Origin of the sequence: Desulfonispora thiosulfatigenes DSM 11270, from assembly GCF_900176035.1 — a bacterium.
GTDB classification, from domain to species: domain Bacteria; phylum Bacillota; class Peptococcia; order Peptococcales; family Desulfonisporaceae; genus Desulfonispora; species Desulfonispora thiosulfatigenes.
Genome location: NZ_FWWT01000016.1, coordinates 155,952 through 181,630 on the forward strand (window position 1 = coordinate 155,952; position 25,679 = coordinate 181,630).

General features: G+C 32.3%; 22 protein-coding genes and 1 pseudogene. 19 read left to right on the forward strand and 4 right to left on the reverse strand.

Going from position 1 to position 25,679, the window contains the following annotated elements; genetic code table 11:
- Positions 1-143: 143 nt before the first annotated feature.
- From lonB to yihA, 3 genes and pseudogenes are all read left to right on the forward strand, one after another.
- On the forward strand, positions 144-1,817 hold the full coding sequence (gene lonB / locus B8965_RS06305; RefSeq protein WP_084053000.1) for an ATP-dependent protease LonB: 1,674 nt from the start codon (positions 144-146) through the stop codon (positions 1,815-1,817).
- A 177-nt stretch (positions 1,818-1,994) separates the two neighbouring features.
- A pseudogene (gene lon, locus B8965_RS12295) lies at positions 1,995-4,320 on the forward strand (endopeptidase La).
- A 2-nt stretch (positions 4,321-4,322) separates the two neighbouring features.
- Positions 4,323-4,913: a ribosome biogenesis GTP-binding protein YihA/YsxC gene (gene yihA, locus B8965_RS06320; protein ID WP_084053003.1), complete on the forward strand. Its 591-nt coding sequence runs from the start codon at positions 4,323-4,325 to the stop codon at positions 4,911-4,913.
- 26 nt (positions 4,914-4,939) lie between these two features.
- Here yihA and B8965_RS06325 read toward each other — a convergent pair whose 3' ends face one another.
- Entirely contained in the window at positions 4,940-5,242 is a 303-nt protein-coding gene (locus tag B8965_RS06325) for a hypothetical protein (protein WP_084053004.1), read from the reverse strand.
- A 677-nt stretch (positions 5,243-5,919) separates the two neighbouring features.
- Here B8965_RS06325 and B8965_RS06330 point away from each other — a divergent pair.
- Entirely contained in the window at positions 5,920-7,719 is a 1,800-nt protein-coding gene (locus B8965_RS06330; RefSeq protein ID WP_084053005.1) for a hypothetical protein, read from the forward strand.
- Positions 7,720-7,837: 118 nt separating this feature from the next.
- Here B8965_RS06330 and B8965_RS06335 read toward each other — a convergent pair whose 3' ends face one another.
- Genes B8965_RS06335 through B8965_RS06345 form a run of 3 tightly spaced genes read right to left on the reverse strand, consistent with a single transcriptional unit; the run spans position 7,838 to position 9,638 of the window.
- Positions 7,838-8,536, reverse strand: a complete 699-nt coding sequence (locus B8965_RS06335; RefSeq protein WP_084053006.1) for a DUF881 domain-containing protein — start codon at positions 8,534-8,536, stop codon at positions 7,838-7,840.
- Positions 8,537-8,561: 25 nt separating this feature from the next.
- Complete coding sequence (locus B8965_RS06340; protein ID WP_084053007.1) at positions 8,562-8,918, reverse strand: small basic family protein; 357 nt, start codon at positions 8,916-8,918, stop codon at positions 8,562-8,564.
- Positions 8,919-8,921: 3 nt separating this feature from the next.
- Positions 8,922-9,638, reverse strand: coding sequence for a DUF881 domain-containing protein (locus B8965_RS06345; RefSeq protein WP_084053008.1), 717 nt, complete (start codon positions 9,636-9,638; stop codon positions 8,922-8,924).
- A gap of 209 nt (positions 9,639-9,847) precedes the next feature.
- On the opposite strand from B8965_RS06345, the gene cdaA reads away from it, so the two are divergent.
- The 15 genes from cdaA to B8965_RS06420 all read left to right on the forward strand — a co-directional run bounded on the left by cdaA (position 9,848) and on the right by B8965_RS06420 (position 25,653).
- Positions 9,848-10,648 (forward strand): diadenylate cyclase CdaA, encoded by an 801-nt coding sequence (gene cdaA, locus B8965_RS06350; RefSeq protein ID WP_242941940.1) that lies wholly within the window; start codon positions 9,848-9,850, stop codon positions 10,646-10,648.
- Between the two features lie 2 nt (positions 10,649-10,650).
- Positions 10,651-11,880: a CdaR family protein gene (locus tag B8965_RS06355; RefSeq protein WP_159446289.1), complete on the forward strand. Its 1,230-nt coding sequence runs from the start codon at positions 10,651-10,653 to the stop codon at positions 11,878-11,880.
- The gene (gene glmM / locus B8965_RS06360) at positions 11,881-13,221 is read left to right on the forward strand and encodes a phosphoglucosamine mutase (RefSeq protein ID WP_084053010.1); all 1,341 of its coding nucleotides are present in this window, start codon (positions 11,881-11,883) and stop codon (positions 13,219-13,221) included.
- 115 nt (positions 13,222-13,336) lie between these two features.
- Positions 13,337-13,711 carry a holo-ACP synthase gene (locus B8965_RS06365; RefSeq protein ID WP_084053011.1) on the forward strand — a complete coding sequence of 125 codons (375 nt, stop codon included), beginning with the start codon at positions 13,337-13,339 and terminating at the stop codon, positions 13,709-13,711.
- A 5-nt stretch (positions 13,712-13,716) separates the two neighbouring features.
- Positions 13,717-15,267: an NAD(P)H-hydrate dehydratase gene (locus B8965_RS06370; RefSeq protein WP_084053012.1), complete on the forward strand. Its 1,551-nt coding sequence runs from the start codon at positions 13,717-13,719 to the stop codon at positions 15,265-15,267.
- A gap of 5 nt (positions 15,268-15,272) precedes the next feature.
- Positions 15,273-16,400 carry an alanine racemase gene (gene alr / locus B8965_RS06375; protein ID WP_084053071.1) on the forward strand — a complete coding sequence of 376 codons (1,128 nt, stop codon included), beginning with the start codon at positions 15,273-15,275 and terminating at the stop codon, positions 16,398-16,400.
- Between the two features lie 138 nt (positions 16,401-16,538).
- On the forward strand, positions 16,539-16,808 hold the full coding sequence (locus B8965_RS06380) for a CopG family ribbon-helix-helix protein (protein ID WP_084053013.1): 270 nt from the start codon (positions 16,539-16,541) through the stop codon (positions 16,806-16,808).
- A gap of 8 nt (positions 16,809-16,816) precedes the next feature.
- Entirely contained in the window at positions 16,817-17,167 is a 351-nt protein-coding gene (locus B8965_RS06385; protein WP_084053072.1) for a type II toxin-antitoxin system PemK/MazF family toxin, read from the forward strand.
- Between the two features lie 115 nt (positions 17,168-17,282).
- On the forward strand, positions 17,283-17,990 hold the full coding sequence (locus tag B8965_RS06390) for a gamma-glutamyl-gamma-aminobutyrate hydrolase family protein (protein ID WP_159446290.1): 708 nt from the start codon (positions 17,283-17,285) through the stop codon (positions 17,988-17,990).
- Positions 17,991-18,056: 66 nt separating this feature from the next.
- Positions 18,057-20,210: a Tex family protein gene (locus tag B8965_RS06395; protein WP_084053015.1), complete on the forward strand. Its 2,154-nt coding sequence runs from the start codon at positions 18,057-18,059 to the stop codon at positions 20,208-20,210.
- 215 nt (positions 20,211-20,425) lie between these two features.
- On the forward strand, positions 20,426-21,985 hold the full coding sequence (locus B8965_RS06400; RefSeq protein ID WP_242941941.1) for an ABC transporter substrate-binding protein: 1,560 nt from the start codon (positions 20,426-20,428) through the stop codon (positions 21,983-21,985).
- 1 nt (position 21,986) lies between these two features.
- On the forward strand, positions 21,987-22,976 hold the full coding sequence (locus B8965_RS06405) for an ABC transporter permease (RefSeq protein ID WP_084053016.1): 990 nt from the start codon (positions 21,987-21,989) through the stop codon (positions 22,974-22,976).
- Positions 22,973-23,809 carry an ABC transporter permease gene (locus B8965_RS06410; protein ID WP_242941942.1) on the forward strand — a complete coding sequence of 279 codons (837 nt, stop codon included), beginning with the start codon at positions 22,973-22,975 and terminating at the stop codon, positions 23,807-23,809. The genes B8965_RS06405 and B8965_RS06410 overlap by 4 nt, the downstream gene beginning before the upstream one ends.
- A 3-nt stretch (positions 23,810-23,812) precedes the next feature.
- Positions 23,813-24,796 (forward strand): ABC transporter ATP-binding protein, encoded by a 984-nt coding sequence (locus tag B8965_RS06415; RefSeq protein ID WP_084053017.1) that lies wholly within the window; start codon positions 23,813-23,815, stop codon positions 24,794-24,796.
- Positions 24,793-25,653 (forward strand): ATP-binding cassette domain-containing protein, encoded by an 861-nt coding sequence (locus B8965_RS06420; protein ID WP_084053018.1) that lies wholly within the window; start codon positions 24,793-24,795, stop codon positions 25,651-25,653. The genes B8965_RS06415 and B8965_RS06420 overlap by 4 nt, the downstream gene beginning before the upstream one ends.
- The last annotated feature ends 26 nt before the right edge of the window (positions 25,654-25,679 follow it).

A 25,679-nucleotide genomic window follows, 5' to 3' on the forward strand; every position in this document is an offset into this window, starting at 1 on the left:
TTAATAAACTAACTTATTTTAATTTTCCCAAAACACTTATAATTTATTTATTAAATTAATTGGTAAAAACCCTAATAAAAACTAGATATAAGGAACATAATAAACGTAGTAGTTTATATCATGAGTTTGAAAGGGGTACTTTTATGCTTGGAGGAAGCTTGGGTGGAATCTTAGGTTTTGTGCAAATATTTTTTGCTATTGTTATTGGGCTTTATTTCTGGAATCTTTTAAAAAATCAACAAGGAACTAAAGTAGCTGTGCAGAAGGAATCAAGACTAGAATTAGAAAAGTTAAGGAAAATGAGATCAATTAAGCTAACAGAGCCATTAACCTCAAAAACTAGGCCAAAAGAGTTTACTGACATAATTGGTCAAGGTGAAGGTGTTAAGGCGTTACAAGCAGCTTTATGTGGTCCTAACCCACAACATGTTATTATCTATGGGTCGCCAGGTGTAGGTAAGACGGCAGCAGCTCGTTTAGTGTTAGAAGCAGCTAAAAAGAGTAAGTTATCACCATTTAAAGAAAATGCTAAGTTTATTGAGGTAGATGGAGCTACTGCTCGCTTTGATGAACGAGGAATTGCTGATCCTTTGATTGGGTCTGTGCATGATCCAATTTATCAGGGTGCAGGAGCTATGGGTATGGCTGGAATACCTCAGCCAAAAACTGGAGCAGTTACAAAGGCGCATGGAGGTATATTATTTATTGATGAAATTGGAGAACTTCATCCTATTCAAATAAATAAATTATTAAAGGTTTTAGAAGATCGTAAGGTTATTTTAGAAAGTGCTTACTATAGTTCCGAGGATTCTAATATCCCTAGTTATATTCATGATATTTTCCAAAATGGACTTCCAGCAGATTTCCGCTTAGTCGCTGCGACTACAAGAAGCCCAAGAGAAATTCCTGCAGCTATAAGATCTCGATGTTTGGAAATATTCTTTAGAGGACTTTTACCAGAAGAAATAGCAACAATTGCTACAAATACTGCTAAAAATGTTAACTTTACAGTAGAAGAGGATGCTTTAGAAGTAATTAAAGCTTATTGCACTAATGGCAGGGAAGCAGTTAATATGGTGCAAATTGCAGTAGGACTAGGTTTAGGTGAAAATCGAGAAGTAATAACTAAAGCAGATATTCAATGGGTTGTAAATAGTGGTCAATATTCTCCAAGACCAGATAAAAAAATAGCAGCAAAACCACAAGTAGGATTAGTAAATGGTCTTGCAGTTTATGGATCAAACATGGGAATGTTAAATGAAATAGAAGTAAGTGTTATAAAAAACAAGGTAGCAGGCAAAGTAATTGTGACAGGCATAGTAGAAGAAGAAGAACTTAGTGGTGTAGGCGGTCAAAAAATCAGAAGAAAAAGTATGGCCAAAAGTTCTGTGGAAAACGTGTTAACGGTTTTAAGAAGAGTTTTAGATATAGATACTAGTGGCTATGATATCCATGTTAATTTCCCTGGTGGTGTGCCAACTGACGGGCCTTCCGCAGGAATTGCAATAGCAACGGCTATTTATTCTGCTATAAAGAATATCCCCATTGATAACAAGGTAGCCATGACTGGTGAAGTTTCCTTAAGAGGAAGTGTAAAACCGATTGGTGGAGTAATTGCTAAGGTTGATGGAGCAAGACAAGCAGGAGCAGAAGTAGTTATAATACCTAAAGATAACTGGCAGGAAATGTTCAGTAAGGTTGAGGGTGTAAAAGTAATTCCCGTAGATACTTTAGAGGAAGTTTTGGAATTAGCATTAGTTAAAAATGAAGCAATAAACAAAGTATATAATCCTACAAATGTTGTATTATCAAGCTAAAGTTTAAAGGAGATGAACTATCAGTTTATCTCCTAAATATTCTAAGAAGAAACGACAAAATTCATCAACTTCTTTTAAATTAGTATTTATTAGCAGGAAGTACTGTTTTAAGGTAGAATATAAACAAATGAATTTTGTATAGCATTATTAGCTATGGATTATCCTGGAGGTGGAGTAATGGTCCAAAAATATATTAGAGAATTGCCACTATTACCTTTACGTGGTTTATTGGTCTTCCCATATATGGTAATAAATCTAGATGTGGGAAGAGAAAAGTCAATAAAGGCTATAGAGGAAGCCATGATAAAGGACAAACATATCTTTTTAGCAAGTCAAAAGGAAGCGGCTATTGACGATCCTGAAGAAGAAGATATTTATTCAATAGGAACGATAGCTGAAATAAAACATACGATTAAGTTACATGGTGGGACGCTACGAGTATTAGTTGAAGGAATTGGTAGGGGAGAAATTACTCAATATATAGATGATGGTAGTGAAAGGTATATAAAGGCAGAAATTAAAGAGTTTATAGACGAAGAAGTACAAGATGAAGAAATAGAAGCTATTGTGAGGAGTATAATTTTTCATTTTGAAAGATACATAAAGCTAAGTAAACAATTACCACTAGAAAGTTTAGTGGGGGTTATATCTTTAGAGGAACCTGGAAGATTAGCTGATGTAGTAGCTTCTCATATGTTATTAAAAATAGAAGAAAAACAAAAGATTATGGAAGCTGTTAATTTAAAAGACCGTTTAGAAATAATTTATGGCTATTTACTTAAAGAGTTAGAAATATTAGAATTAGAAAACAAGATAAGTGCACGTGTGCGCAATCAAATGGATAAAACTCAACGGGAATATTATTTAAAAGAACAAATAAAGGCTATTAATCAAGAATTAGGCGATAAAGATGATCGCACCGCTGAAGTTGAGGAGTATAGAGAAAAAATAGAAGAAGCTAATTTACCTGAAGAAGTCGAGACTAAGGTTTTAAAAGAAGTAACTAAATTAGAAAAAATGCCTCCAATGGTTGCTGAAGCCACAGTTGTACGTAATTATTTGGATTGGATTTTTGGATTTACCTTGGAATGAAATAACAGAGGATAGTTTAGATATTGATAAAGCAGAAGAGATACTTAATGAAGATCATTATGGTCTTGCAAATCCTAAGGAGAGGATTTTAGAATTTTTAGCTGTACGAAAACTAGTAAATAAAATTCAAGGTCCAATAATTTGTTTAGTAGGTCCACCAGGGGTAGGGAAAACATCTTTAGCAAAGTCTATGGCTCGCTCATTAGGTAGGAAGTTTGTGCGTATTTCCTTAGGTGGGGTTAGAGATGAAGCAGAAATAAGGGGTCATAGAAGGACATATGTTGGGGCTATGCCAGGCAGAATTATTCAAGGCATGAAAAATGCTGGGACTAAAAATCCTATATTTTTATTAGATGAAATAGATAAAATGAGCATGGATTTTAGAGGAGATCCATCAGCAGCTTTATTAGAAGTTTTAGATCCTGAACAAAACACAACATTTAGTGATCATTATATTGAAATTCCTTTTGATTTATCTGATGTTATGTTTATTACTACTGCAAATGTTATACATAACATACCTAGGCCGTTATTAGATAGAATGGAAGTTATCAGGATACCGGGTTACACTGAAGAAGAAAAGGTAAACATTGCTGAAAAATATCTTGTACCTAGACAGTTGGAAAAGCATGGTTTAGATAATGAAATGTGTAATATTTCTAAACAAACTTTACTTCAAATTGTTAGAACTTATACACGTGAATCAGGTGTTCGTAATTTAGAACGTGAGATTGCAAATATTTGTCGCAAAGTAGCAAAGGTAATAGTTAAAGATATGGATAAAAAGGTTAAAGTCACCGTTAAAAACCTTAATAAATATTTAGGAATCCCACGTTTTCATTATGGGACTACTGAAAAGGATAATGAAGTTGGGGTAGCTACAGGATTAGCCTGGACAGAAGTAGGAGGAGATATCCTGCAGATAGAGGTATCCTTACTAGCTGGTAAAGGTAAGCTCCTTTTAACTGGTAAGCTTGGAGAAGTAATGAAGGAATCAGCACAAGCAGGTTTTAGTTATATTAGAAGTATTGCAGAAAAGTTAAAAATAGAAACTGATTTTCACGAAAAATATGATATTCATATCCATGTTCCTGAAGGAGCAATTCCTAAGGATGGACCATCTGCAGGGATTACGATGGCTACAGCATTAGCTTCAGCACTAAGTAAGAAAAAAATTAAAAAAGATGTTGCTATGACAGGTGAAATTACTTTAAGAGGAAGAGTTTTACCAGTTGGAGGGATAAAAGAAAAAGTGCTAGCTGCTCATAGGGCTGGAAGCAAGATTATTATTATACCTAAGGAAAATGAAAAGGATTTAGAAGATATCCCAATGAATGTAAGAAAACAATTAGAATTTGTTTTAGCAGAACATTTAGATGAAGTTTTGGAGAAAGCATTAGTGGAGGAGTAAAATTGATTATTAAAAGTGCAGAATTTATTATAAGTGCAGTAAGTGCCAAACAATATCCTGAAGAAGGCTTGCCAGAAATCGCATTAGCAGGAAGATCTAATGTGGGCAAATCTTCTTTAATTAATAAAATAATAAATAGAAAAAATTTAGCTAGGACAAGTAGCCAACCTGGTAAGACTCAAACTTTAAATTATTATAAAATTAACGAAGAATTTTATTTTGTTGATTTACCTGGATATGGATTTGCTAAAGTGTCTAAGGAATTAAGAAATAAGTGGGCTGAATTTATAGAAGATTATTTATCTAAAAGAGAAGTGTTGCAAGGCGTTATACATATAATTGATGTGCGTCATCCGCCTACAGGTGAAGATTGCATGATGTATGATTGGCTTACACATTTTAAATTGCCTACATTAGTAGTAGCTACAAAAGCAGATAAGATTTCAAGAGGTCAATGGCAAAAACATATTAAAGAAATTAAGGTTAAAATGAAGTTACCAGCAAGTCAGCAGCTAGTGTTATTTTCAAAAGAAACAGGTCAAGGATTACCTGAAATAACTAAATGGATAGAAGATGTAAAAAAGGATGCATAGGCATCCTTTTTTTTTGTGAACTTTTATCAGGGAGATGTAAATAAAATAAGTATTCCATTGCCAATTACATATAAACCAGCTACAAAAGGAGCTAGGATAAATAAAATATTATACATTCTACGTCCCCAAGTAGGACCAAACTTATTTACCATAAACTCTCGTTTATTAGATTTGGTATTATTCTTTTCAGCTGAACGGAGTCCCATAAGATTATGAATAGAAAGATAAATAGCTATAAACCCAAGATAAATAATTTTATAAGGAACTGTCAGTGGGAGTATTAGCCACCCCACTACTAAAACAAGATAAATGATTTGACTAGGACGCATGATTAATCCACCTTTCTATAGTTGTTAATGAAATAGTATCAAATTTAGTAAGAAAAATATAGACGAATTAATTACATATTTAAAAACTTAGATTAAAATCTTTTGAAAAATGCTATTAATTATCCTTTCTAGATCCTCTAAGATAGCTGAGATTATCCTCTTTTTTTCCTATATATTTTTTCCCGGATTTCAATAAATATGATTGCAACTTTGTTTTTACTATAAGCAAGAAAACTGTAAATATGATTACATAAATTGTAATAAGCAGATTATCCATAAACCCACCCCTTTTATACACGATATGCAAATTTCGTAAAAAATCCCAACTTAGCATGAATAATTTTGTAATTAATGGCATAAGTTGTACAATATCCCGAGAAAAACATGTCGAACCCATGATGTATACACATAATTACATTAATTTAAAATATACTTAAAAGTGTCTTTTTTCGACAAAATAGTAATGATTTATCTAAAATGTAAATTAATAAATAGTTAAATTCCGAGGATGAATTACTCAAAATGTATTTTTAGTAAATAAAAGGAGGTGGATGGTGGCGAAAGATAAGGGAATTTTACGGAATTAAAAAACAGGGAAAATAAATGAAAAAAAGAATACCTTGTAAAGAAAAATAAAGTTGCGGAGTTTAAAATATGACATGAAGGGAAGTTCTAGCGTGATTAAAGAAAGAATAATCTCTAACCATGGATTTAGTGAATTAGCCAATGAATTAATAATTTTAATTGAAGCGAGAGGCTCTAGCGCAGGATGCCTAGAAATTTTAAATACATTAGATATTGATGTACAGTCTGATTTTATATTGGAATTAGCTTTAATGAATAATCCAAAGTTAATTACTTTTTTTAATATGGTGGTTAAAGAAAAAACTGGAGAAGTGCAAGAAATTGCACGAAGGGTATTACGTAAATTTGCCTTATTAGGGCATAAAATAAATGAGGATAGTACCAAGCACTTACCATTTGATTACATTCAGGCTTATATCTCTCCAACTAGATTAAAAGGATACTGTACCTTGATGTTTTTAATTAAAAAGATAAATGGAGAACATGATGCACATTATTTCAAATTAAAGTTTAACCATTTAGGTATAAAAGGATACTTTCACTATGCAGGACTATCAAGAAAGGAGCTGATTTCTATTGTGGAAAAACAAGGACTTTATCCTTTAGATGTTAGCGATGCAAAAATAATCTTACAGGATGCGTATATGCAGAATAATCGTTATGCAAAAAAACTACCAGAGGGGTATAAAAAGTACAAAGACTTACTTGTTTTGAAGGATTATGAAAAAGAAAAAAACAAAAGAATCTTATTTAAATTACAAGAAAAATTACGTAGTTATCCAAGGGTAATCAATGCTTATTTATTAGCCCTAAAAAATCTTGACTTAAGTTTAATTTATGATTTGGCTACGAATTCATTACAAAAAACATATGGGGAAAGAGATCACTTTCTGAAAAACTGGAATCATATGTTACAGAATTATACCTTGCTAAAGTCTGAAATTTTAAACTTTACCGAAGATGGAAAATATAGAAGATACGAAGTACAAATTGTAGGGACAGATTCAGAAGACAATTTAAAAGAAATAGGCGTGGAATTTAATATAGTAAGATTAGCTGATCAACATTTAATTGAAGATGTACAGATTGGAGAGATAATAGACATTAATCCAGAGGATCCTTTAAACCCACTGAACTACCCTGTGTATACAAAAATTTATCAAATCAATGATTATAAAAAGGTTAAAGAATTTTTTCAGAAAAACAATTTTATCCATATAACGGGAGAGCTAGAAGATCAAATATGTTATAAATGGTTTAAAAATGTAGATTCCTTAGAAACGGGGATAAATTTTTTGCAACATATTTATGGAGAATTTATCTTAACTAATCAGGAACTAATCGTTTATTCTAATAATTTACAAAATTTAAGTGAAATATGTTGTTATCTTAAAAAGAGCATAAATAATGATTGCCTTTACTTTGTGTCTAAGGCAGTTTGTGACGTGCGCAAAGTTTATCGTCTTATGAGTGAAAAAGCAAACTTCAATGAAGATAAAAAATTAACGTCTCAAGAAAGTTACATTATACCTAAAGAGTATTTTGCAAAATGGCATATATTTTGTATGCAAAATTGCTGTAAATCATATTCAAATAAAAATATGACAACGTTCAACTTTAACTGTGAGAATGGCCTGATTGAAATAATTTTTTATGGAAAAAGTGGCATTATTAATTTGTTTACTAATAATTTAGCAAAGGTGAGTAAGAACTTTAATTTTCCTCAAAATAAACTTTATAAGATAAAAGATTTAACTACTAATGCTAATATTTCAGATACATGGGTTCATTTGAAAATAATAAAAGAATTAAATGAACATAAATTAACCAAAGTATATAAAAATAGTTGCTCTATCAAAAATCTTGCAACTCAGTATAACTTAGTTCAATAAAGAAAAAAATAAAATGTACCCTATAAAGTAGACGATTGTCAATCAATTCTACCTTATAAGGTACATTTTGTGATTTATTATAATGTGTGCTTTAATCTATTATAATTTTAAGTTTAAATTATTCTTCTAACTTAGTTTCTTTTGCCCGATTTTTAGTAGGCTGTTGTTTGGTAGCGGGAACATAAATTTCTTCTTCTTGGACAATATAAGGATAAGCATGAAATAAAGCTAAGTTGTCAATAATACCTCCAGGTAGTGTAAGTCCCTTTTCTAAAGTTTGTGAATTACCAATAGCATTAATAATGAGTGGATAAGTAACTAGGCTATCATTTACGGTGACAAAAGTATTAAAGTCTTTTTCACTATAAAAAATCGTAGTTCCAAAAGTAACTCGATGACCATTTATAGAGATTGCTTCTGCCCCAGCTGCCCAAAGTTCATTAATAATTCGGATAATATCAACATATATTATAGGAGAATCCTGTTCGATTACAATTTTAATGCCCGGCCCAGTTAGAGATGATTCTCCATTAATTATTTGTAACTTTTGTTTTTCGGACTTTAAATTACTGATAATTTTATCTGTATCTAGCCCTGAGTATTGAATTTCATTAACCTTTTCTTCGATAGAATAGATTTCTTGATCTAAGCTATCTCTTTTGTCCTTTAAATCCTTAACCATAGCTATTAAATGTTCAGTCTTTTGCATTGTTAAGTCTGAAGTTATTCTAGTTTGAATTTGAAATTGATTAGATAATAAAAGGCCTAAGAGGAACATAGTTATAGTTAAAGGTAAAATCCATTCTTTTTTTAGCATAATTATCACCTTTAAGTTTTAAATTCTATTGAACTTTTTTGGTTTTACTAAATGTACGATATAATAAATGATGGCGGATTGTTGCAAGGTTTTGAAATAGTCGAACCCCAAAAGCAAAAACAGCAGCTAAATATAAATCTATACCTAAACGATCTCCAATATAAGCTAAAAATCCAGCTAAAATAGTATTACTAATAAATCCAGTTATAAGGATTGCACCGTCAAAGGTATCTCCTAAAAGTCCTTTAATACCACCAAAAACAGAGTCTAATGAAGCTAAGATGGCTATTGACATATATTTTGCATAAATAAGAGGAATCTGTACCGATACAACTGAACCCATAAGTAGACCAATTAATAGTCCTAGTAAGGGTAGCCACATGAATTATTCACCTTCTTTTACATAATTAAATTGAAAAGCACCATTATAAGCAGGGATTGATATAGGATTTTCTTGATTATGAATTTCGTGGTTTACAGGAAAACCAAGTCCTTTTAAAAGATCATATTCACCAGAAAGTAATAACCTTTTCAATAAATCAGTATCGCCGATAGCTTTGATTTCAAAAGGTGGTGCAAGTCTAGTAGTATTCACTAATATAACATTTCCTACACATCTAATTTCAGATTTTGTGGTAAGACGTTGATTATTGATACTTATAGCTTCACAGTTTGCAAGTTTTAGCTCACTAACTATATTAAGGATGTTTTCATAGTGAATAATATAACGATTGGGATCATCATCTTGAGAAGATTTCAAGCCAGACTTATTATCATCGACTGTTATTACTATTCCTTCACCATTAACTGGCAATAATCCTGCTTCGAGTTTTGACTTATGCAAATCCTTTTGAAGTTTTGATATATAGCTTTGTTCTTCAGTTGTTGTTTGTTCAATATTATCTAATTTTTTACGCAGGGCATTTAATTTATTTTCTTGTTCTGTGATATCGGTCTCAAGATCATTAATGAAACTTACGAGGGCTTCATTTTTTTGATTGACTGGATTAGGATTTTGATTAAACTGAGACTTGAATTGCCAAATAATAAACACACCTGAAAGAACACTTAACAATGTAACCAAAATAATTCCTTTCTTCATGCTTTTCTCCTTTTCATAGCATAATATTTTCAAATAATTATAACATGTATGATTAATAAAAACTTATAAATATATACTATCCTAAATTTATATAATAGAGATGCTTTTTTCCAGAGGAAAGTTTGCTATAATATATGTGAGTCTAATGAAAAAAGGCTTGTATTTAAATAGATAGAGATAAATATTTATATATAGAGAGGGGTGCCCCGTTGTTTGGACAATTTTTGAAAATTTTAAACCCCATAAATTTACTTGATATTACTATTGTAGCATTTGTAATTTATAAACTAATGATGCTTTTAAGAGGTACTCGTGCTGTACAACTCCTCAAAGGATTAGTTGTATTATTAGTAGCTACAATTATTAGTAAATTTTTAGGATTACAATCAATTAACTGGATTTTAGAAAAATTACAAACAGGACTATTAATAGCGCTACCCATTGTCTTTCAACCTGAATTAAGAAGGGCTTTAGAACAATTAGGACGAGGCAGAATTTTCACTAAGACAAATGGTTATGTAGCTGAAGAAGAAGCAGAAAGGCTAATTAGTGAAATTGTCCGCTCTGTCAAAGTTATGGCTAAAAATAAAATAGGTGCTTTAATTGTTATTGAAAGAGAAACAGGGTTAAATGACTTAGTTGAAACGGGAATTAGAATTGATGGTTTGGTTTCAGGTGAATTATTAACTAATATTTTTATCCCTAATACTCCGTTACATGATGGGGCCGTTATTATACGCGATGATAAGATATTATCAGCTAGTTGTTTTCTTCCTCTTTCAGAAAATCGTAATCTAAGTAAAGAATTAGGTACTAGACATAGAGCAGGGATAGGGGTTACTGAAGTATCTGATGCACTTGTTGTCTTTGTTTCCGAAGAAACGGGCGTTATTTCCGTAGCTGAAGAAGGTAAACTTACAAGATATTTAGATGAAATAACTTTAAAAGAAATTTTAATAAATAAAACGAAACCTCAGCAAAAATCAGTGAAGCAGTGGTGGAGGTTATGAAAATGATTAATATTAACAAACAAAATATGTTACCTAAGGTTATTGCGATTTTAATTGCCTTATTATTATGGTTTTACATAAATGGTGACCAAAATCCCCCTATTCAAAAAAGTATTAATGTAGATATTAATTATGAGGATTTAAGCGAAGATCTCATAGTGACAAATGAAATTAAAGAAATTAAACTAAAAATCAAGGGTGATGAAAAGGTAATTAATAATTTAAGCATGAGGGATTTTAGTGCAATTATTGGTCTTAAGGATGCCCAGATTGGAGAGCAAGAATTAAAAATTGATGTAAGAGCTCCGATTGGGATAGAAATTGTAGATGTAAATCCAAGTAAGGTAAATGTAAATATAGATAAAATGGCAGAAAAACAGGTACCGGTGAGGGTGTCCTTATTAGGAAATACAGCGAAAGGTTATTCTAGCTTTAAGCCAACGGTGAAACCTTCTCATGTTGTCTTAAAGGGTCCCAAAAAACTGATTAATACTATTGTTGATGCACGGGTAGATGTTAATTTGAATAATACTAAGAATAATTTAGTCTTAAATTTACCTATTAAGGTAAAGGATAAAAATGATAAAACTTACGGTACCGAAGTTTTTATCATGAATCCTAGCAATGTCGAAGTATTCGTGCCTATTATTAAGGACACGCCTAGTAAACTAATTCCGATCAAACCTGTGTTAGAAGGAAATCCACAAGCAGGATATAAAGTAGGCAGGGTTATTATTGAACCTGAAACGATTGAAATTGTAGGGGAATATGATAAATTAGGAGCAATTAATTATATTCAAACTGAACCCATAAACATAACTGGAATCAAAGAAAATACAACAAAAGAAGTAAGATTAAGACTTCCTTCAAACGTCTCATTGGTATACAATGCTAAAGTCAAGGTAATGATTCAAGTAGAAGATAACTTAACTGTAAAGACACTTCAAAGAGAAATTAAAGTTCTTAATCTAGACAAAAATAAAAATATTAAGTTAAGTCCGGCAGTTGGAAATATAACTGTTGAGGGAAATAAAGAAATTTTAAATGGGTTGGCAGCAAAAGATTTAGAATTGGTCATTGATGTGGCTGGTCTAAATGTTGGAATGCATGAACTTGAAGTACAAAGTGTAGCACTAGCCAATCTAAAAACGCTAAAAGTTGAACCTAGTAAAATAAAAGTAGAAATTACAAAAGAAGAAAATAAAGAAGACCAACAACAGGAGGTAGAATAAATGAGTAAAATATTTGGTACAGATGGTGTAAGAGGATGCGCAAATGTTGATTTAACCCCACAATTAGCTTATGAATTAGGTAGGGCAGCAGCTTTTGTTCTGAAAAACAAAACAGATAAAAAAACAATTACAATTGGTAAAGATACAAGAAGATCTGGGGATATGTTAGAAGCGGCATTAATTTCAGGGATATGTTCTGTTGGAATAGATGTTTATAAGTTAGGTGTAATGCCTACCCCTGCCATAGCTTATTTAACTAGAAAGTTAGATGCCATGTCGGGTGTAGTGATTTCAGCATCGCATAATCCTGCAGAGGACAATGGAATAAAATTTTTTAGTCATGAAGGTTTTAAATTGCCTGATGAGGTAGAAAGTGAAATTGAAGCCTTAATAGCAAGTGGACTTGAAGGAATTCCCAATCCTAAAGGAAGTGAAGTTGGGATAGTTAATTATATCCATGATGGAGAGAAACAATATTTAAACTTTTTAAAAACAGAAATACCTGTAGATTTAACAGGATTAAAAATAGTAGTAGACTGTGCTAACGGTGCTGCTTCAAATATTACTCCAAGGCTTTTAGAAAGCTTAGGTGCTGAAGTTATTAGTCTTTATAGTAGTCCGGATGGCATGAATATTAACGCAAATTGTGGTTCAACTTATCCTGAAAACTTACAAGAAGCTGTGTTAAAGCATGGAGCTGACATTGGAATAGCTCATGATGGAGATGCCGATCGGATGCTTGCAGTAGATGAAAAAGGTAATTTAGTAGATGGAGATCAAATTTTAGTAATTTGTGCTCTAGACATGAAAAAAGAAGGAAAATTAAAAGGAAATAAAATAGTAGTTACAGTTATGAGTAATTTAGGCTTAAAACAAGCCTTTGAAAAACATGATGTAGAAGTAATTGAAACAAAGGTTGGAGATAGATACGTTTTAGAAAAAATGCAAGAATTAGATGCTAGTTTAGGTGGAGAACAATCAGGACATTTAATATTCTTGGATCATAATACAACAGGTGATGGCGTTTTATCAGCACTTAAATTACTCGAGGTAATTAACAAATCTAAAAAACCTTTTAGTGAATTAGCTGTTCAAATGACAAAATTACCTCAAGTTTTGGTAAATGTTAGAGTGAAAAGCACTCTTGGATGGGATGTTAATCCTACTATCAAAGGGGCTATTAATAAATATGAAACAGAGCTAGGTTCTAGAGGAAGAATTTTAGTGAGAGCATCTGGTACTGAACCTTTAATTCGTGTAATGCTTGAAGGAAATGATTATCAGGAGTTAGAAAATATCGCAGGCCATATGAGCACTATTATTAACCAGGAAATAAACTAAACAAAGATATTATCTACTTGATAAAATGATTTTTGAAATTTGAAAGCCTTTTTGGCTTTCTTTTTGCTACCTAGTTTTATTGTGTTAAAAATAGGAGTATAATTGAGGTGTTAAAATGATAATAGGAATAGGAACAGATATAATTGAAATAGATAGAATGAAAGAAGCTCTACAAACTAATTTAAGATTATCAGAACGTTTATTTACTAGTGGGGAATTAGATTATTGTCAGCAAAAGTGCAATAGTTTTGAATCTTTTGCAGCTAGGTTTGCAGCTAAGGAAGCGATGACAAAGGCTTTAGGAACTGGGTTTAGAAATTATAATTGGACTGATATAGAGGTTGTTAAAGATGACCTAGGAAAGCCAAGCATTAATCTAAAGGGTAATGCTCTAATGAAGGCCGAAGAATTAGGCGTGACCCATATTCACTTAAGTTTAAGTCATGGGAAGGATTATGCTACTGCGATGGTTGTCCTAGAAGGGAGCTAAAATGGATGTTTGTAGTAAATAGTGCAGAAATGCAAGAAATAGATAGAATAGCTACTGAGGAATGGGGTATTCCAGAAATCGTTTTAATGGAAAATGCCGGACTTAAGGTAGTAGAAGAAATTAAAAAAAGATTTACAAATTTAAAAGATAAAAAGATTACTCTTATTTTAGGAAAAGGTAATAATGGTGGAGATGGTCTAGTTGTAGCTAGGCATTTATGTAATTTAGGGGCAGATATAAAAATATTCTTATTTGGTCAAAAAGAATTTAAAAATTCAAGTTTAGTAAATTATAATATAGTAAAAAGATTACCAATAAAGGTTCATAAATTAGAGCATGAAAATAATCTGCATCTTTTAAGACTATCATTATATAGTACTGATGTAATAGTAGATGGTCTTTTTGGTACAGGTTTTAAAGGTGAAATTTCCGACTTTTTAAGCAAAATAATTAAGATAATTAATGATACAGATTGCTTAAAAGTTGCTATAGATATACCTTCGGGGTTAAATGCAGACACAGGACGCGCACGAGAATGTATAAAGGCTAATTTAACGGTAACTTTTGCGCTTCCTAAAATAGGACTAGTTGTCTATCCAGGAACAAGCTTTGCAGGAGATGTGAAGGTTGTAGATATTGGAATACCAAGTCAATTAGTAAGAGCATTAAATATTGATAAAAGAATTTTGCAACTAGATGAAATAAAGAATAACATACCTGAGCGAGATGAAAATTGTCATAAAGGAAACTTTGGACATCTCTTAGTTATAGGGGGCAGCCTAGGGATGATGGGAGCTGTTCATCTTGCCTGTTTAAGCGCTTTCAGAATGGGGGCAGGGTTAGTTTCAGCTGCAATACCTGCAAGTATTCAAACAAATCTAGCAGTTAGTTTACCAGAAATGATAACATATCCTCTTAAAGAAATGGTTCCAGGAATTTTAGATAGTGAGGCAGAGGAAGAAATATTAGCCAGTATAGAAGGAAAATCAGTAATTGTTATTGGACCAGGTTTTGGAAATAATGAAGAATATGTGAGTATTCTTAAACATATACTAGAAAAAATCGACATACCTATAGTAATAGATGCTGATGGAATTAATCTTTTGGCAAGAGATATAAGTATATTAGATAATATTAAGGCACCTGTTATCTTAACTCCTCATCCAGGTGAAATGGCTAGATTATTAGATATTTCTACACAAGAAGTGCAAAAAAACAGAATCGAGTTAGCTAAAAAACTAGCAGAAAACTATGGGATATGGGTCGTTCTTAAAGGAAATAAAACAGTAATTGCAACTCCTAAAGGAGAAGTACTGATTAATCCTACCGGAAGCCCTTCTCTTGCAACCGCTGGGTCAGGGGATGTTTTAGCTGGGATGATTGGTGCGATGTTAGGACAACAATCTGATGAAACTAGAGCAATTTGTTCAGCCGTATATTTACATGGATTAGCTGGTGAACATGTAGCAGAAACTGTTGGGAAAATAAGTAGCAAAGCAGGAGACATCATAAAGGCTATTCCGATAATTTTAGAAGAGGTGCTGATGGATAAATGATTCCAATGATAACAAATCGACCAGTATGGGCCGAAATCGATCTTGAGGCTATAAAACATAATGTACGAGAAATACGTAAAATAGTAGGAGACAAAAGAATAATTATGCCGATTGTAAAGGCTAATGGATATGGTCATGGGGATATTGAAGTTAGTAAGGCATGTCTAGAAAGTGGAGCTGAGCGAGTTGCTGTTGCGACTCTAGAAGAAGCAGTACACTTACGCAATGAAGAGATAGTAGCACCTATCTTAGTTTTAGGATGGACTAGGCCGGAAGATTATCATATTGCAATCAAAGAACAAATTACTTTAACTTTATTTGATTTAGATGAAGTGATTGTTTTAAATGATGTTGCGCGAGGATTAAGTCAAAAAGCAATAATTCATTTAAAAGTTGATACAGGTATGGGTAGACTAGGAATTGTAGTAAAAAATGAGAATTTGAAAACAGCAGCAAATATTTTAAATTTACCATATTTAGATGTAGAAGGAATTTATACGCATTTTGCTATGGCTGATGAACAAGATAAAACATATTCAAGGATGCAGTTAAAAAAGTTTTTAGATTTTACTACGGAAATTGAAGAAATGGCAAATAAGAAAATTCCAATTAAGCATGCTGCTAATAGTGCTGCTATTGTGGACTTTGCCGAGGGCCATTTAGATTTAGTGAGACCAGGAATAATTATGTATGGACTATCACCTATTAAAGATATTAGTTTAGATAAGCTTAATTTAAAGCCACCTTTTACATTAAAAGCTACTATTTCTAGAGTAGCTAAATTCCCAGAAGGGACAAAAATTAGTTATGGAGGTATTTTTACAGCAAAAAGGGAAATAATAGTAGCAACAGTTCCTATAGGATATGCTGATGGATATACAAGAGCCTTATCTGGAAAAGCAAAAGTACTAGTAAAAGATACGGTATGCCCTGTAATCGGAAGAATATGTATGGATCAATGTATGGTTGATGTCACTGATATTCCGGATGTAAAGGTTGGTGATGAAGTAATTTTAATTGGTAAAGGAATTAATAATCAAATTACTATTGATGAAATTGCAGATATGTTAGGTAGTATAAATCATGAGGTCATTTGCATGTTATCTCCTAGAATTCCTCGTAAATATATTTAATCCACAAAATACCAGGGTTATTAGCCTTTATAATAGGGTGATAATGTTGACACGCTTAGTGAAAAATAGATATAATGTAAGTTGTTAAGTATATGGAAACGACATGTAAAATGTTACCATTTACCGGGGGGTGCTTGCGTGGCGGATTTGAAGAGAATAATGATATCACTGCCTAATAGTTTATTAGAAGAGGTTGATGGTATGGTTATTTTGGAAAAAAGAAATCGTAGTGAGCTCATAAGAGACGCGATGAAACTATATATAGGTGAAAAAAAGAAAAGATATTTACGAGAGCAAATGTGTAAGGGTTATCAAGAAATGGCCAGTATTAATTTGAGTTTAGCTCAAGAAGGTCTCCCAAGTGAAGAAGAAGTGCAAATGTTATTTGAGAACGCACTTGGGGTGTAGATGAAATGATAACTGTAAAGCGTGGGGACATTTTTTATGCTGAACTTAGTCCTGTGGTCGGGTCAGAACAGGGTGGAATACGTCCTGTCCTTGTAATCCAAAATGATATAGGTAATCAGTATAGCCCTACGACTATAATAGCGGCTATCACTAGCCAGATTATTAAGGCTAAACTTCCTACTCATGTAGAAATTTCATCAGAAGAAAGTGGTCTGTCGAAAGATTCAGTTGTTTTAACAGAGCAAGTGCGGACAATTGATAAAAAAAGATTAAAAGATAAAATCTGTACAGTAAACGAAAGTCTACTAAATAAAGTTGATAGTGCCTTGGAGGTAAGCTTAGGTTTAGTAGACATATAATACATAGAATATTTGAAGCAGGCTTATGAGCCTGTTTTTTGTTCTGTAAAGAAGAAGTATACTTTAATCTCTAAAGGAATAAAAATTGATATTAAAAGTATAAGGGGGAATATTTTTGAGGCCAATCATAGGAATAACAGCAGGTTTTAAGAATCAAGAAAATAAGTTCTATTTATCAGAGTATTATATTAATGCTATAGAGCATGCAGGCGGTACCCCGATAATCCTACCTGCTGTTATGACAGGGTTAATTCCACAAATATATGATATGGTTGATGGGATTATTTTTTCTGGTGGTAGTGATGTAGATCCAAGCTTTTTTGGACAAAATCCACTCCGTGGTTTAGGAGAAATTACCCCAAATCGAGATCAATTTGAACTTTTTTTAGCTAAAAAAGCTATAGGAGGCAACAAACCAGTATTAGGAATTTGTCGCGGAATGCAGGTAATTTCTATCGCTGCAGGAGGCACTATATATCAAGATATTTCAGAGATAACTAGGCAAGAGCACCGTCAAAAAGCACCAAAATGGTATCCTTATCACGAGATAAAAATTGAACAAGAATCTAAAGTTTATGGTATTATAGGAAGAAACAGGATAAAGGTTAATAGTTTTCATCATCAAGCCGTAAAAGAACCCGGAAGTTTACTAAAAGCAAGTGCATGGGCTGAAGATGGTTTAATTGAAGCGGTTGAAAGTATAAGTGAAGATGGAAATATAATAGGTGTACAGTGGCATCCTGAATGTTATTGGGATAGAGAAAAAAGCTCGATAGTTTTATTTGAAAACTTAGTGCAAAAGGCCAGTGAATATAAGGAATAATTTTAGTCGGATAATTTATTATCCGATATATGCAGCAAAAACACATTTTAAGAAGGGAGAAAATTGATGCAAATCATAGAAAAGATATCGCAGGAACTGAACCTGCCTAAAGATAAGGTCGAAAAGACCGTTAATTTATTAGACGAAGGGAACACTATTCCTTTTATCGCTAGATATCGTAAAGAAGTTACTGGGGAAATGGACGAAGTAGTCCTACGTAATTTATTTGATAGATTGACGTATTTACGCCATTTAGAAAAGCGTAAAGAAGAAATTATAAATTCTATTGACGAACAAGGAAAATTAACCAAAGAATTAGAGACAGCTATTAAGAAATCAGAAGTTTTACAGGAGGTCGAGGATTTATATTTACCCTTTAGACCGAAACGTAAAACAAGAGCTAGCGTGGCAAAAGAAAAAGGGTTAGAGCCTTTAGCTTTAATGATTTTAGAGCAAGAAAAGACTGATAGCCTAGAAATGTTAGCTAAGCCTTTTCTTAATACTGAACTGGGGGTTGAAACAGTAGAAGATGCTCTTAACGGAGCAAGTGACATACTAGCTGAAATGATAGCAGATGATGCTGATTTAAGAAAAATAGCCCGTAATTTAGTCTGGAAAAAAGGAACTATTATTTCTAAGGCTGTAGATAAAAATAATGTTACCCCGTATGAAATGTATTATGAATATGAAGAACCTGTGCAAAAGGTTCCGCCGCATCGTATCCTAGCCATGAATAGAGGCGAAAAGGATAAGGCTTTAAGTATTAAAATTAGTCAACCAGAAGAAGAGATTGTGGCGAAAATTGAACTTAAATACATAAAAACACCAACTACTGAAATAAAAGAATTTATAGAAAAGGCAATTAAAGATGGAAATAAAAGATTAATTGCGCCAGCTATTGAAAGAGAAATTCGTAATGAATTAACTAATATTGGAGAAGAACAGGCTATTAAAGTATTTTCAAAGAATTTACATAGTTTATTATTACAAGCACCGGTTAAAGGAAACACAGTTTTAGCTCTTGATCCTGGATTTAGAACAGGCTGTAAAGTAGCGGTTGTGGATGAAACAGGAAAAGTTTTAGATGTAGGAGTAATTTATCCGCATCCTCCCCAAAATAAATTAGATGAAGCAAAAAATATTGTTACTAATTTAATTAATAAATGGAATGTAGATATAGTTGCAATTGGAAATGGGACAGCTTCTAGAGAAACAGAATTAATGGTTTCTGAGGTTTTACCTCAAATCGAACGAAATACCCAGTATATTATTGTTTCAGAAGCAGGGGCTAGTGTTTACTCAGCTTCGAAAATAGCTAAAGAAGAATTTCCAGATTATGACCTTTCTTTACGTAGTGCAGTATCTATTGCAAGAAGATTACAAGATCCTTTAGCAGAACTAGTAAAAATTGAGCCGAAGGCAGTAGGGGTAGGGCAATATCAACATGATGTTACTCCAAAAAAATTAGATGAGTCCCTGCAGCAGGTAGTTGAATCTTGTGTAAACTCTGTGGGTGTCGATATTAATACCGCTTCGAGTGCCTTACTTGGGTACATAGCGGGTTTAACTAAAAGTACGGCGCAAGGAATTGTTAAATATCGTGAAGAAAAAGGTAAGCTGACTAATCGTAATCAAATATTAGAGGTGCCAAGACTAGGTAAAAAAGCATTTGAACAATGTGCAGGTTTTATTAGAGTTTCAGAGGGGAATAATCCTTTAGATAAAACTCCCGTACATCCTGAATCTTATCCTGTAGCGATTAATTTACTTGAAAAACTTGGCTATTCCTTAAATGATTTACAAGGAGATAAATTAGTAGAAATTAAAGAAGAATTACAAAAGGTTAATATTAAGGAAATGGCAGAAACCTTAGAAGTAGGAGAACCGACTCTCAGGGATATTGTGCTAGAATTACAAAGACCTGGCAGAGATCCTAGAGAAGAATTACCACCACCATTATTTAGAACAGATGTTTTAACGATGGAAGATTTAAAACCAGGGATGCAGTTACAAGGAACTGTCCGAAATGTCGTTGATTTTGGAGCGTTTATTGATATCGGGGTCAAACAAGATGGACTTGTCCATATATCTCAGCTAGGAGAAAGATATGTAAAGCACCCTATGGAAGTGCTTTCTGTTGGAGACATTATCACAGTACAAGTTTTAGAAGTAGATAGCCAAAGAGGTAGAATTGGTTTAACTATGAAATTAACTCAATAAATTTTACTTATGATAAATAATTTTTTAGTACAGGAATTTTCATGCTAGGGAGAGAATAAACTCTTAATAGCTCATACTATGAAAGTATGGAAAACTTCTCTGAAGAGAATAATAATATAAGCAAAATAAAATTAAACATTAAAACCACGAAGGTAAATCCTGGAGAACTCAGGTTTATTTTGTGGTTTTTTTAGTTTGAAAAAGGAGTGTTACGAGTGAAAAAGGTTATTTCAATTATTGCGGTATTTTTAGTAATGCTAGCATTACCAGGGTGTAGTAATCAAGAAAAGGTGCAAACTGACGATACTAAGAAATTAGTTTATGGAGCTGAATTTGAATATGAAAAGATAAATCCTATTTTAGAAGAAACCACCGTAGATGAAATGATTTTTAGTGGACTTACCAAGTTTGATGAAAATAATAAGGTAGTACCTGATTTAGCTAAAAAATGGGACATTAGTCTAGATGGTTTAGAATATACTTTTACTTTAAGAGATGATGTTAAATGGCATGATGGAGAAAAATTTATGGCGGGGGATGTAAAATTTACCATAGATAAAGTAATAGATCCAAATACTAATACAGCAAAACAAGAAGAATTTGAACAAGTTAATAGTGTAGAAGTTATAGATGAACATAAGGTAAAAGTAATCCTTAAAAAACCTTTTCCCCCTTTATTAGAAAAACTTTCAATTGGCGTTGTTCCAAAGCATTTACTAGAAGGTAAAGATATCAATAATGCTGACTTTAATAGTAATCCTATTGGTACAGGACCTTTTAGATTTAAAGTTTGGAATCAAGGTAGTGATTTAACAGTAGTAGCAAATGAGGATTTTTATAATGGGAGAGCTAAGTTAGATACGGTGATTTTTAAATTTTTACCTGATGCAAATGTAAGATTAGTACAGCTTGAAACAGGTGAAATAGATTTAGCATATTTAGAACCAGATCAATTAGAACGTATAAAAACGATGGAAAACATTAAGCTATATGAAATGCCTACTGCAGATTATCGTTGTATGATGTATAACATGAAAGAGCCTTTATGGCAGGATGTAAAAGTAAGAAAAGCGCTTAATTATGCTGTTGACCGACAAGCTATTATCGATGGAATAGTTTTAGGAAAAGGCACAAGGGCCTATGGACCTTTACAAGTAAGTTGGGCAAATAACCCAGATGTAGAAAAGTATGAATATAATCTAGATAAAGCTCAAACTTTATTAAAAGAAGCGGGATGGAAGCCAGGTAGTGATGGAATTTTAGAAAAGGATGGTAAGAAATTTAGTTTTAAACTTACTTGCCCAATTACAGACCCAGTAAGGGTAGCTTTAGCCAATTCTTTAGCGACAGATTTTAAGAAAATAGGTGTTGAAGCTATACCTGATCCGCTTGATTGGAGCGTAATTAAAATTGATGAAACAGAGAGCTTTTTATTAGGTTGGGGTAGTCCTTTTGATCCAGATGATCATACTTATAGATTATTTACAAGTGGAGTAATCGGAAAAGGTTTAAATAATTTAGGTTCATACAAAAATAGTGAAATAGATCGTTTGTTAGAATTAGCGCGTACCACTTCTGATACAGAGAAAAGAAAAGAATACTATGGAGAATTCCAAAAGGTATTAGCAGAAGATCCTCCTTATAATTTTATTTGTTATTTAGATGCATTATATGGAGTAAATAAAAATGTTGAAGGAATCAAACCTCGTACGCTAGGTCATCATGGAGCTGGATTCTTATGGAATATCGAGGAGTGGGACATTCAAGGAGAGTAAGATGATAAATTATTTAATTAATAGACTTATTCAAAGTACAATTGTTTTATTTATTATAAGCATTATGGCTTTTACTTTAATTCATGTAGCCCCAGGAGATCCAGTAGATGCCTTATATGGACCTATTGCAATCCAAAAAATGCGCACTGAAGATAAAGAACGAATTAGAGCTAATATGGGATTAGATAAACCTATCCCTATCCAATATGCTAAGTGGGCAAAAGGTGTATTAAAAGGGGACTGGGGTAATTCTTATATAAGTGGAAGACCTGTCTCAAAGTCTATTATGGAAAGATTACCAGCTACAATGTTGTTAGCTGGTAGTGCTTCTTTAATTATTTTAATCATTTCAATCCTTTTAGGAATCTATACTGGTTTACATCGAAATTCCGTAGGTGATCATATTGCAACTATTATTTCGCTTGTATTAGTATCAACGCCCGGGTTTTGGTTATCCCTTATGTTAATTTTAATTTTTAGTGTTTTTTTAAAATGGCTTCCTTCAGCTGGGATGACTACTATTGGGAGTAGTTTTTCTCTGGGTGATATATTAAAGCATCTCATACTTCCTGCAGTAGTATTAGCTTTTAGTCATATTGGCTATTATATTCGTTTTATTAGAGCTTCGGTGTGGGAGCAAATGAAAATGGATTATGTTTTAGCTTTAAAGGCGCGTGGTGTAAAGGAAAAAACTATTATTTATAAGCATGTGTTAAAAAATTCCCTTTTACCATTTGTAAATTATCTAGGAGCAACTATTCCAATAATGCTAAGTGGTGCTGTAGTGATAGAGCAAGTTTTTGCTTGGCCTGGGCTTGGACAATTATCAGTAAATGCTGCGATTCAAAAAGACTATAGTCTACTTATGGGAACTATTCTTTTTACAGGATTTTTAGTAGTAATAGGTAATTTATGTGCAGATATTATAAGTATGCTATTAGACCCTAGAATTGCTGCTGGTCAATTAGGTAAGGAGGTAAAAACCTCATGAGTTACAGTAATTTAAAAAAAATGCCTAAAGCAGTATTATTAGCTTTAATATCATTAGGAAGTATAATTTTAATTGTAACGATAGGACCTATGTTAATAAAATTTGATCCCATAGCTGTAGACTTATCTGCTATCTATCAAGCACCTAATTCTAATCATCTTTTAGGCACAGATAGTTTAGGTAGAGATATTTTAATTAGATTAATTTATGGAGGCAGGGTTTCTGTAGTAGTTGGCATAGTATCTGTAATCATCTCTACTACTTTTGGGACTGTTTATGGAGCATTAAGTGGGTATGTAGGTGGGATACTAGATTCAGTATTAATGAGAATATTAGATGCAATTTTAGCTCTTCCAAATATGATATTAGTTATTGTGATTCAAGCTATAACAGGAGCAGGGCTAGCTAATTTAGTATTAGTAATTGGATTTACCAGTTGGATGCAGACCGCAAGGATGGTAAGAGCAGAAGTACTTTCATTAAAAGAAAGAGATTTTGTAAAGGTATCTAAGGTCTTAGGAACTCCATGGTGGAGGATAATTACAAAACATTTAATTCCACATGCACTTCCAACTATTATTGTTGTATCTACAGTAGGTGTAGGGCATGCTATTATGAGTGAAACTACTTTAAGTTTTTTAGGTCTTGGAATACCACCTCATGAACCTTCTTGGGGTAATATGCTGATGGGTGGGCAAAATAGTATTTTGAGGGGATCTTGGTGGATAACCCTGTTTCCAGGGCTTGCTATAATAAGTACAGTTTTATCAATTATTTATATCGGAGATTATTTACAAGTAGTGTTAAATCCAAAAATAAAAAGTGAGGGATAAATAATGGAAAAGGTTTTAGATGTTAATAAATTATCAATTGATTTTCCAACCCCTCATGGAATTTATAAGGCTGTGCGAAACTTAAGCTTTTCTTTATATGAAGGTGAAATACTAGCCATTGTTGGAGAAAGTGGGAGCGGAAAAAGCGTTACAGCTAAAAGTTTATTGGGATTAATTGAAGCACCAGGTATATTAAAAGATGGAATAGTTATGATAAATGGACAAAATATTTTTTCTTTAACAAGCGAAGAAAGATGCACGATAAGAGGAAAGAGAATAGGGATGATATTTCAAGATCCTAATATAGCCTTTGATCCTGTATGTACAATTGGAAAACAAATGGTTGAAACTCTTTTAAATCATAATTTAGTTAAAAACTTTAATGAAGGAAAAAACATTTCCTTAGAATGGCTTGAATATGTAGGTTTTTTAGATCCCTTACGAGTTTTTAACTCCTATTCCTTTGAATTAAGTGGAGGAATGAGACAAAGAGCTTATATTGCGATGGTTATGGTATTAGAGCCTCAAATTTTAATAGCCGATGAACCTACGACCGCTTTAGATATGGTAAATCAGGCTAGAGTATTAAATCTTCTTAAAAAAATGAAACAAGAAAAGAATTGTAGTATAATTTTAATAACACATGATTTAAGCATAGTAGCTAATACAGCCGATAGGATTTTAGTGATGTATGCAGGAGAGGCTTTAGAATATGGGGAAATGATAGATGTATTATATGACCCTTCTCATCCATATACAAAAGCTTTAATTAGAAGCGTGAATATGGGTGAAAAAAACTTAAAGTTAAATGTTATTAAGGGTGAGCCACCAAGGATGAATGAAAAGATTAGTGGATGCTCTTTTGCTAAGAGGTGCGAGTTTGCAGGTGATGAGTGTTTAGAGAATAAACCTAAATTAACTCTAGGATCAAAGGGTAAATATGTTCGTTGTTTAAAATTTCCCAAAAGGTTAGGGGATAAATTATGATTAAAATTTGCACTTTAAAAAAATATTATCAAGGTAAAGGGTCTTTTTTAAAAGAGAGTACTCCAATAAAAGCTCTAGATGGAATAGATTTAGAGATTAACGAGGGAGAAAACTTAGGTATTATTGGTGAAAGTGGTTCAGGAAAAAGTACGCTCAGCCGTTTATTAGTTAGTATAGAAAAACCTTCTGAAGGAAAAATATATTTTGAAAATATTGATATAAATAAATGTAGTAAAAAACAATTTAAAGAATTTACTAAAAATGTGCAATTAGTATTTCAAAATCCTTATGATTCTTTAAATCCAAGAATGAATGTTAGAAATATTTTAAAAGAGCCATTAGATAATCATTTTAAAATATCCCAGGAAGAAAAAAACGAAAAAATAAAACAAATATTAAAAGACGTAGGTCTTAATGAAAAATTTATTTCTAGTTATCCTCATGAGTTAAGTGGAGGGCAAAGGCAAAGAATAGCCTTAGCTAGGGCTTTAATATTAAAACCAAAGTATATAATTTTAGATGAACCCTTAGCTAGTTTAGATGTTTCTTTTCAAGCGCAAATATTGAATTTATTAGTAGATTTAAAGGAAAAATTTAAAATCACGTATATTTTTATTTCACATGATTTAAATGCAGTAAGATATCTATGTGAAAAGGTAGCAGTAATTTACGAGGGTAAAATTATGGAAGTAATACCTGCTGATAAATTAGAAGAAAGCACCCATCCATATACAAAACTCTTATTATCATATATTCCATTCTTTAAGCCAAATGATAAATTAAAAGATAAAGGTTTATCTAGTAAAAGATTAAGTTTAGGATGTAAAGATATCAGAAAATTAGCTAATCAGTTTTAAGGAGGTATCATGCTATTAAAGATGTA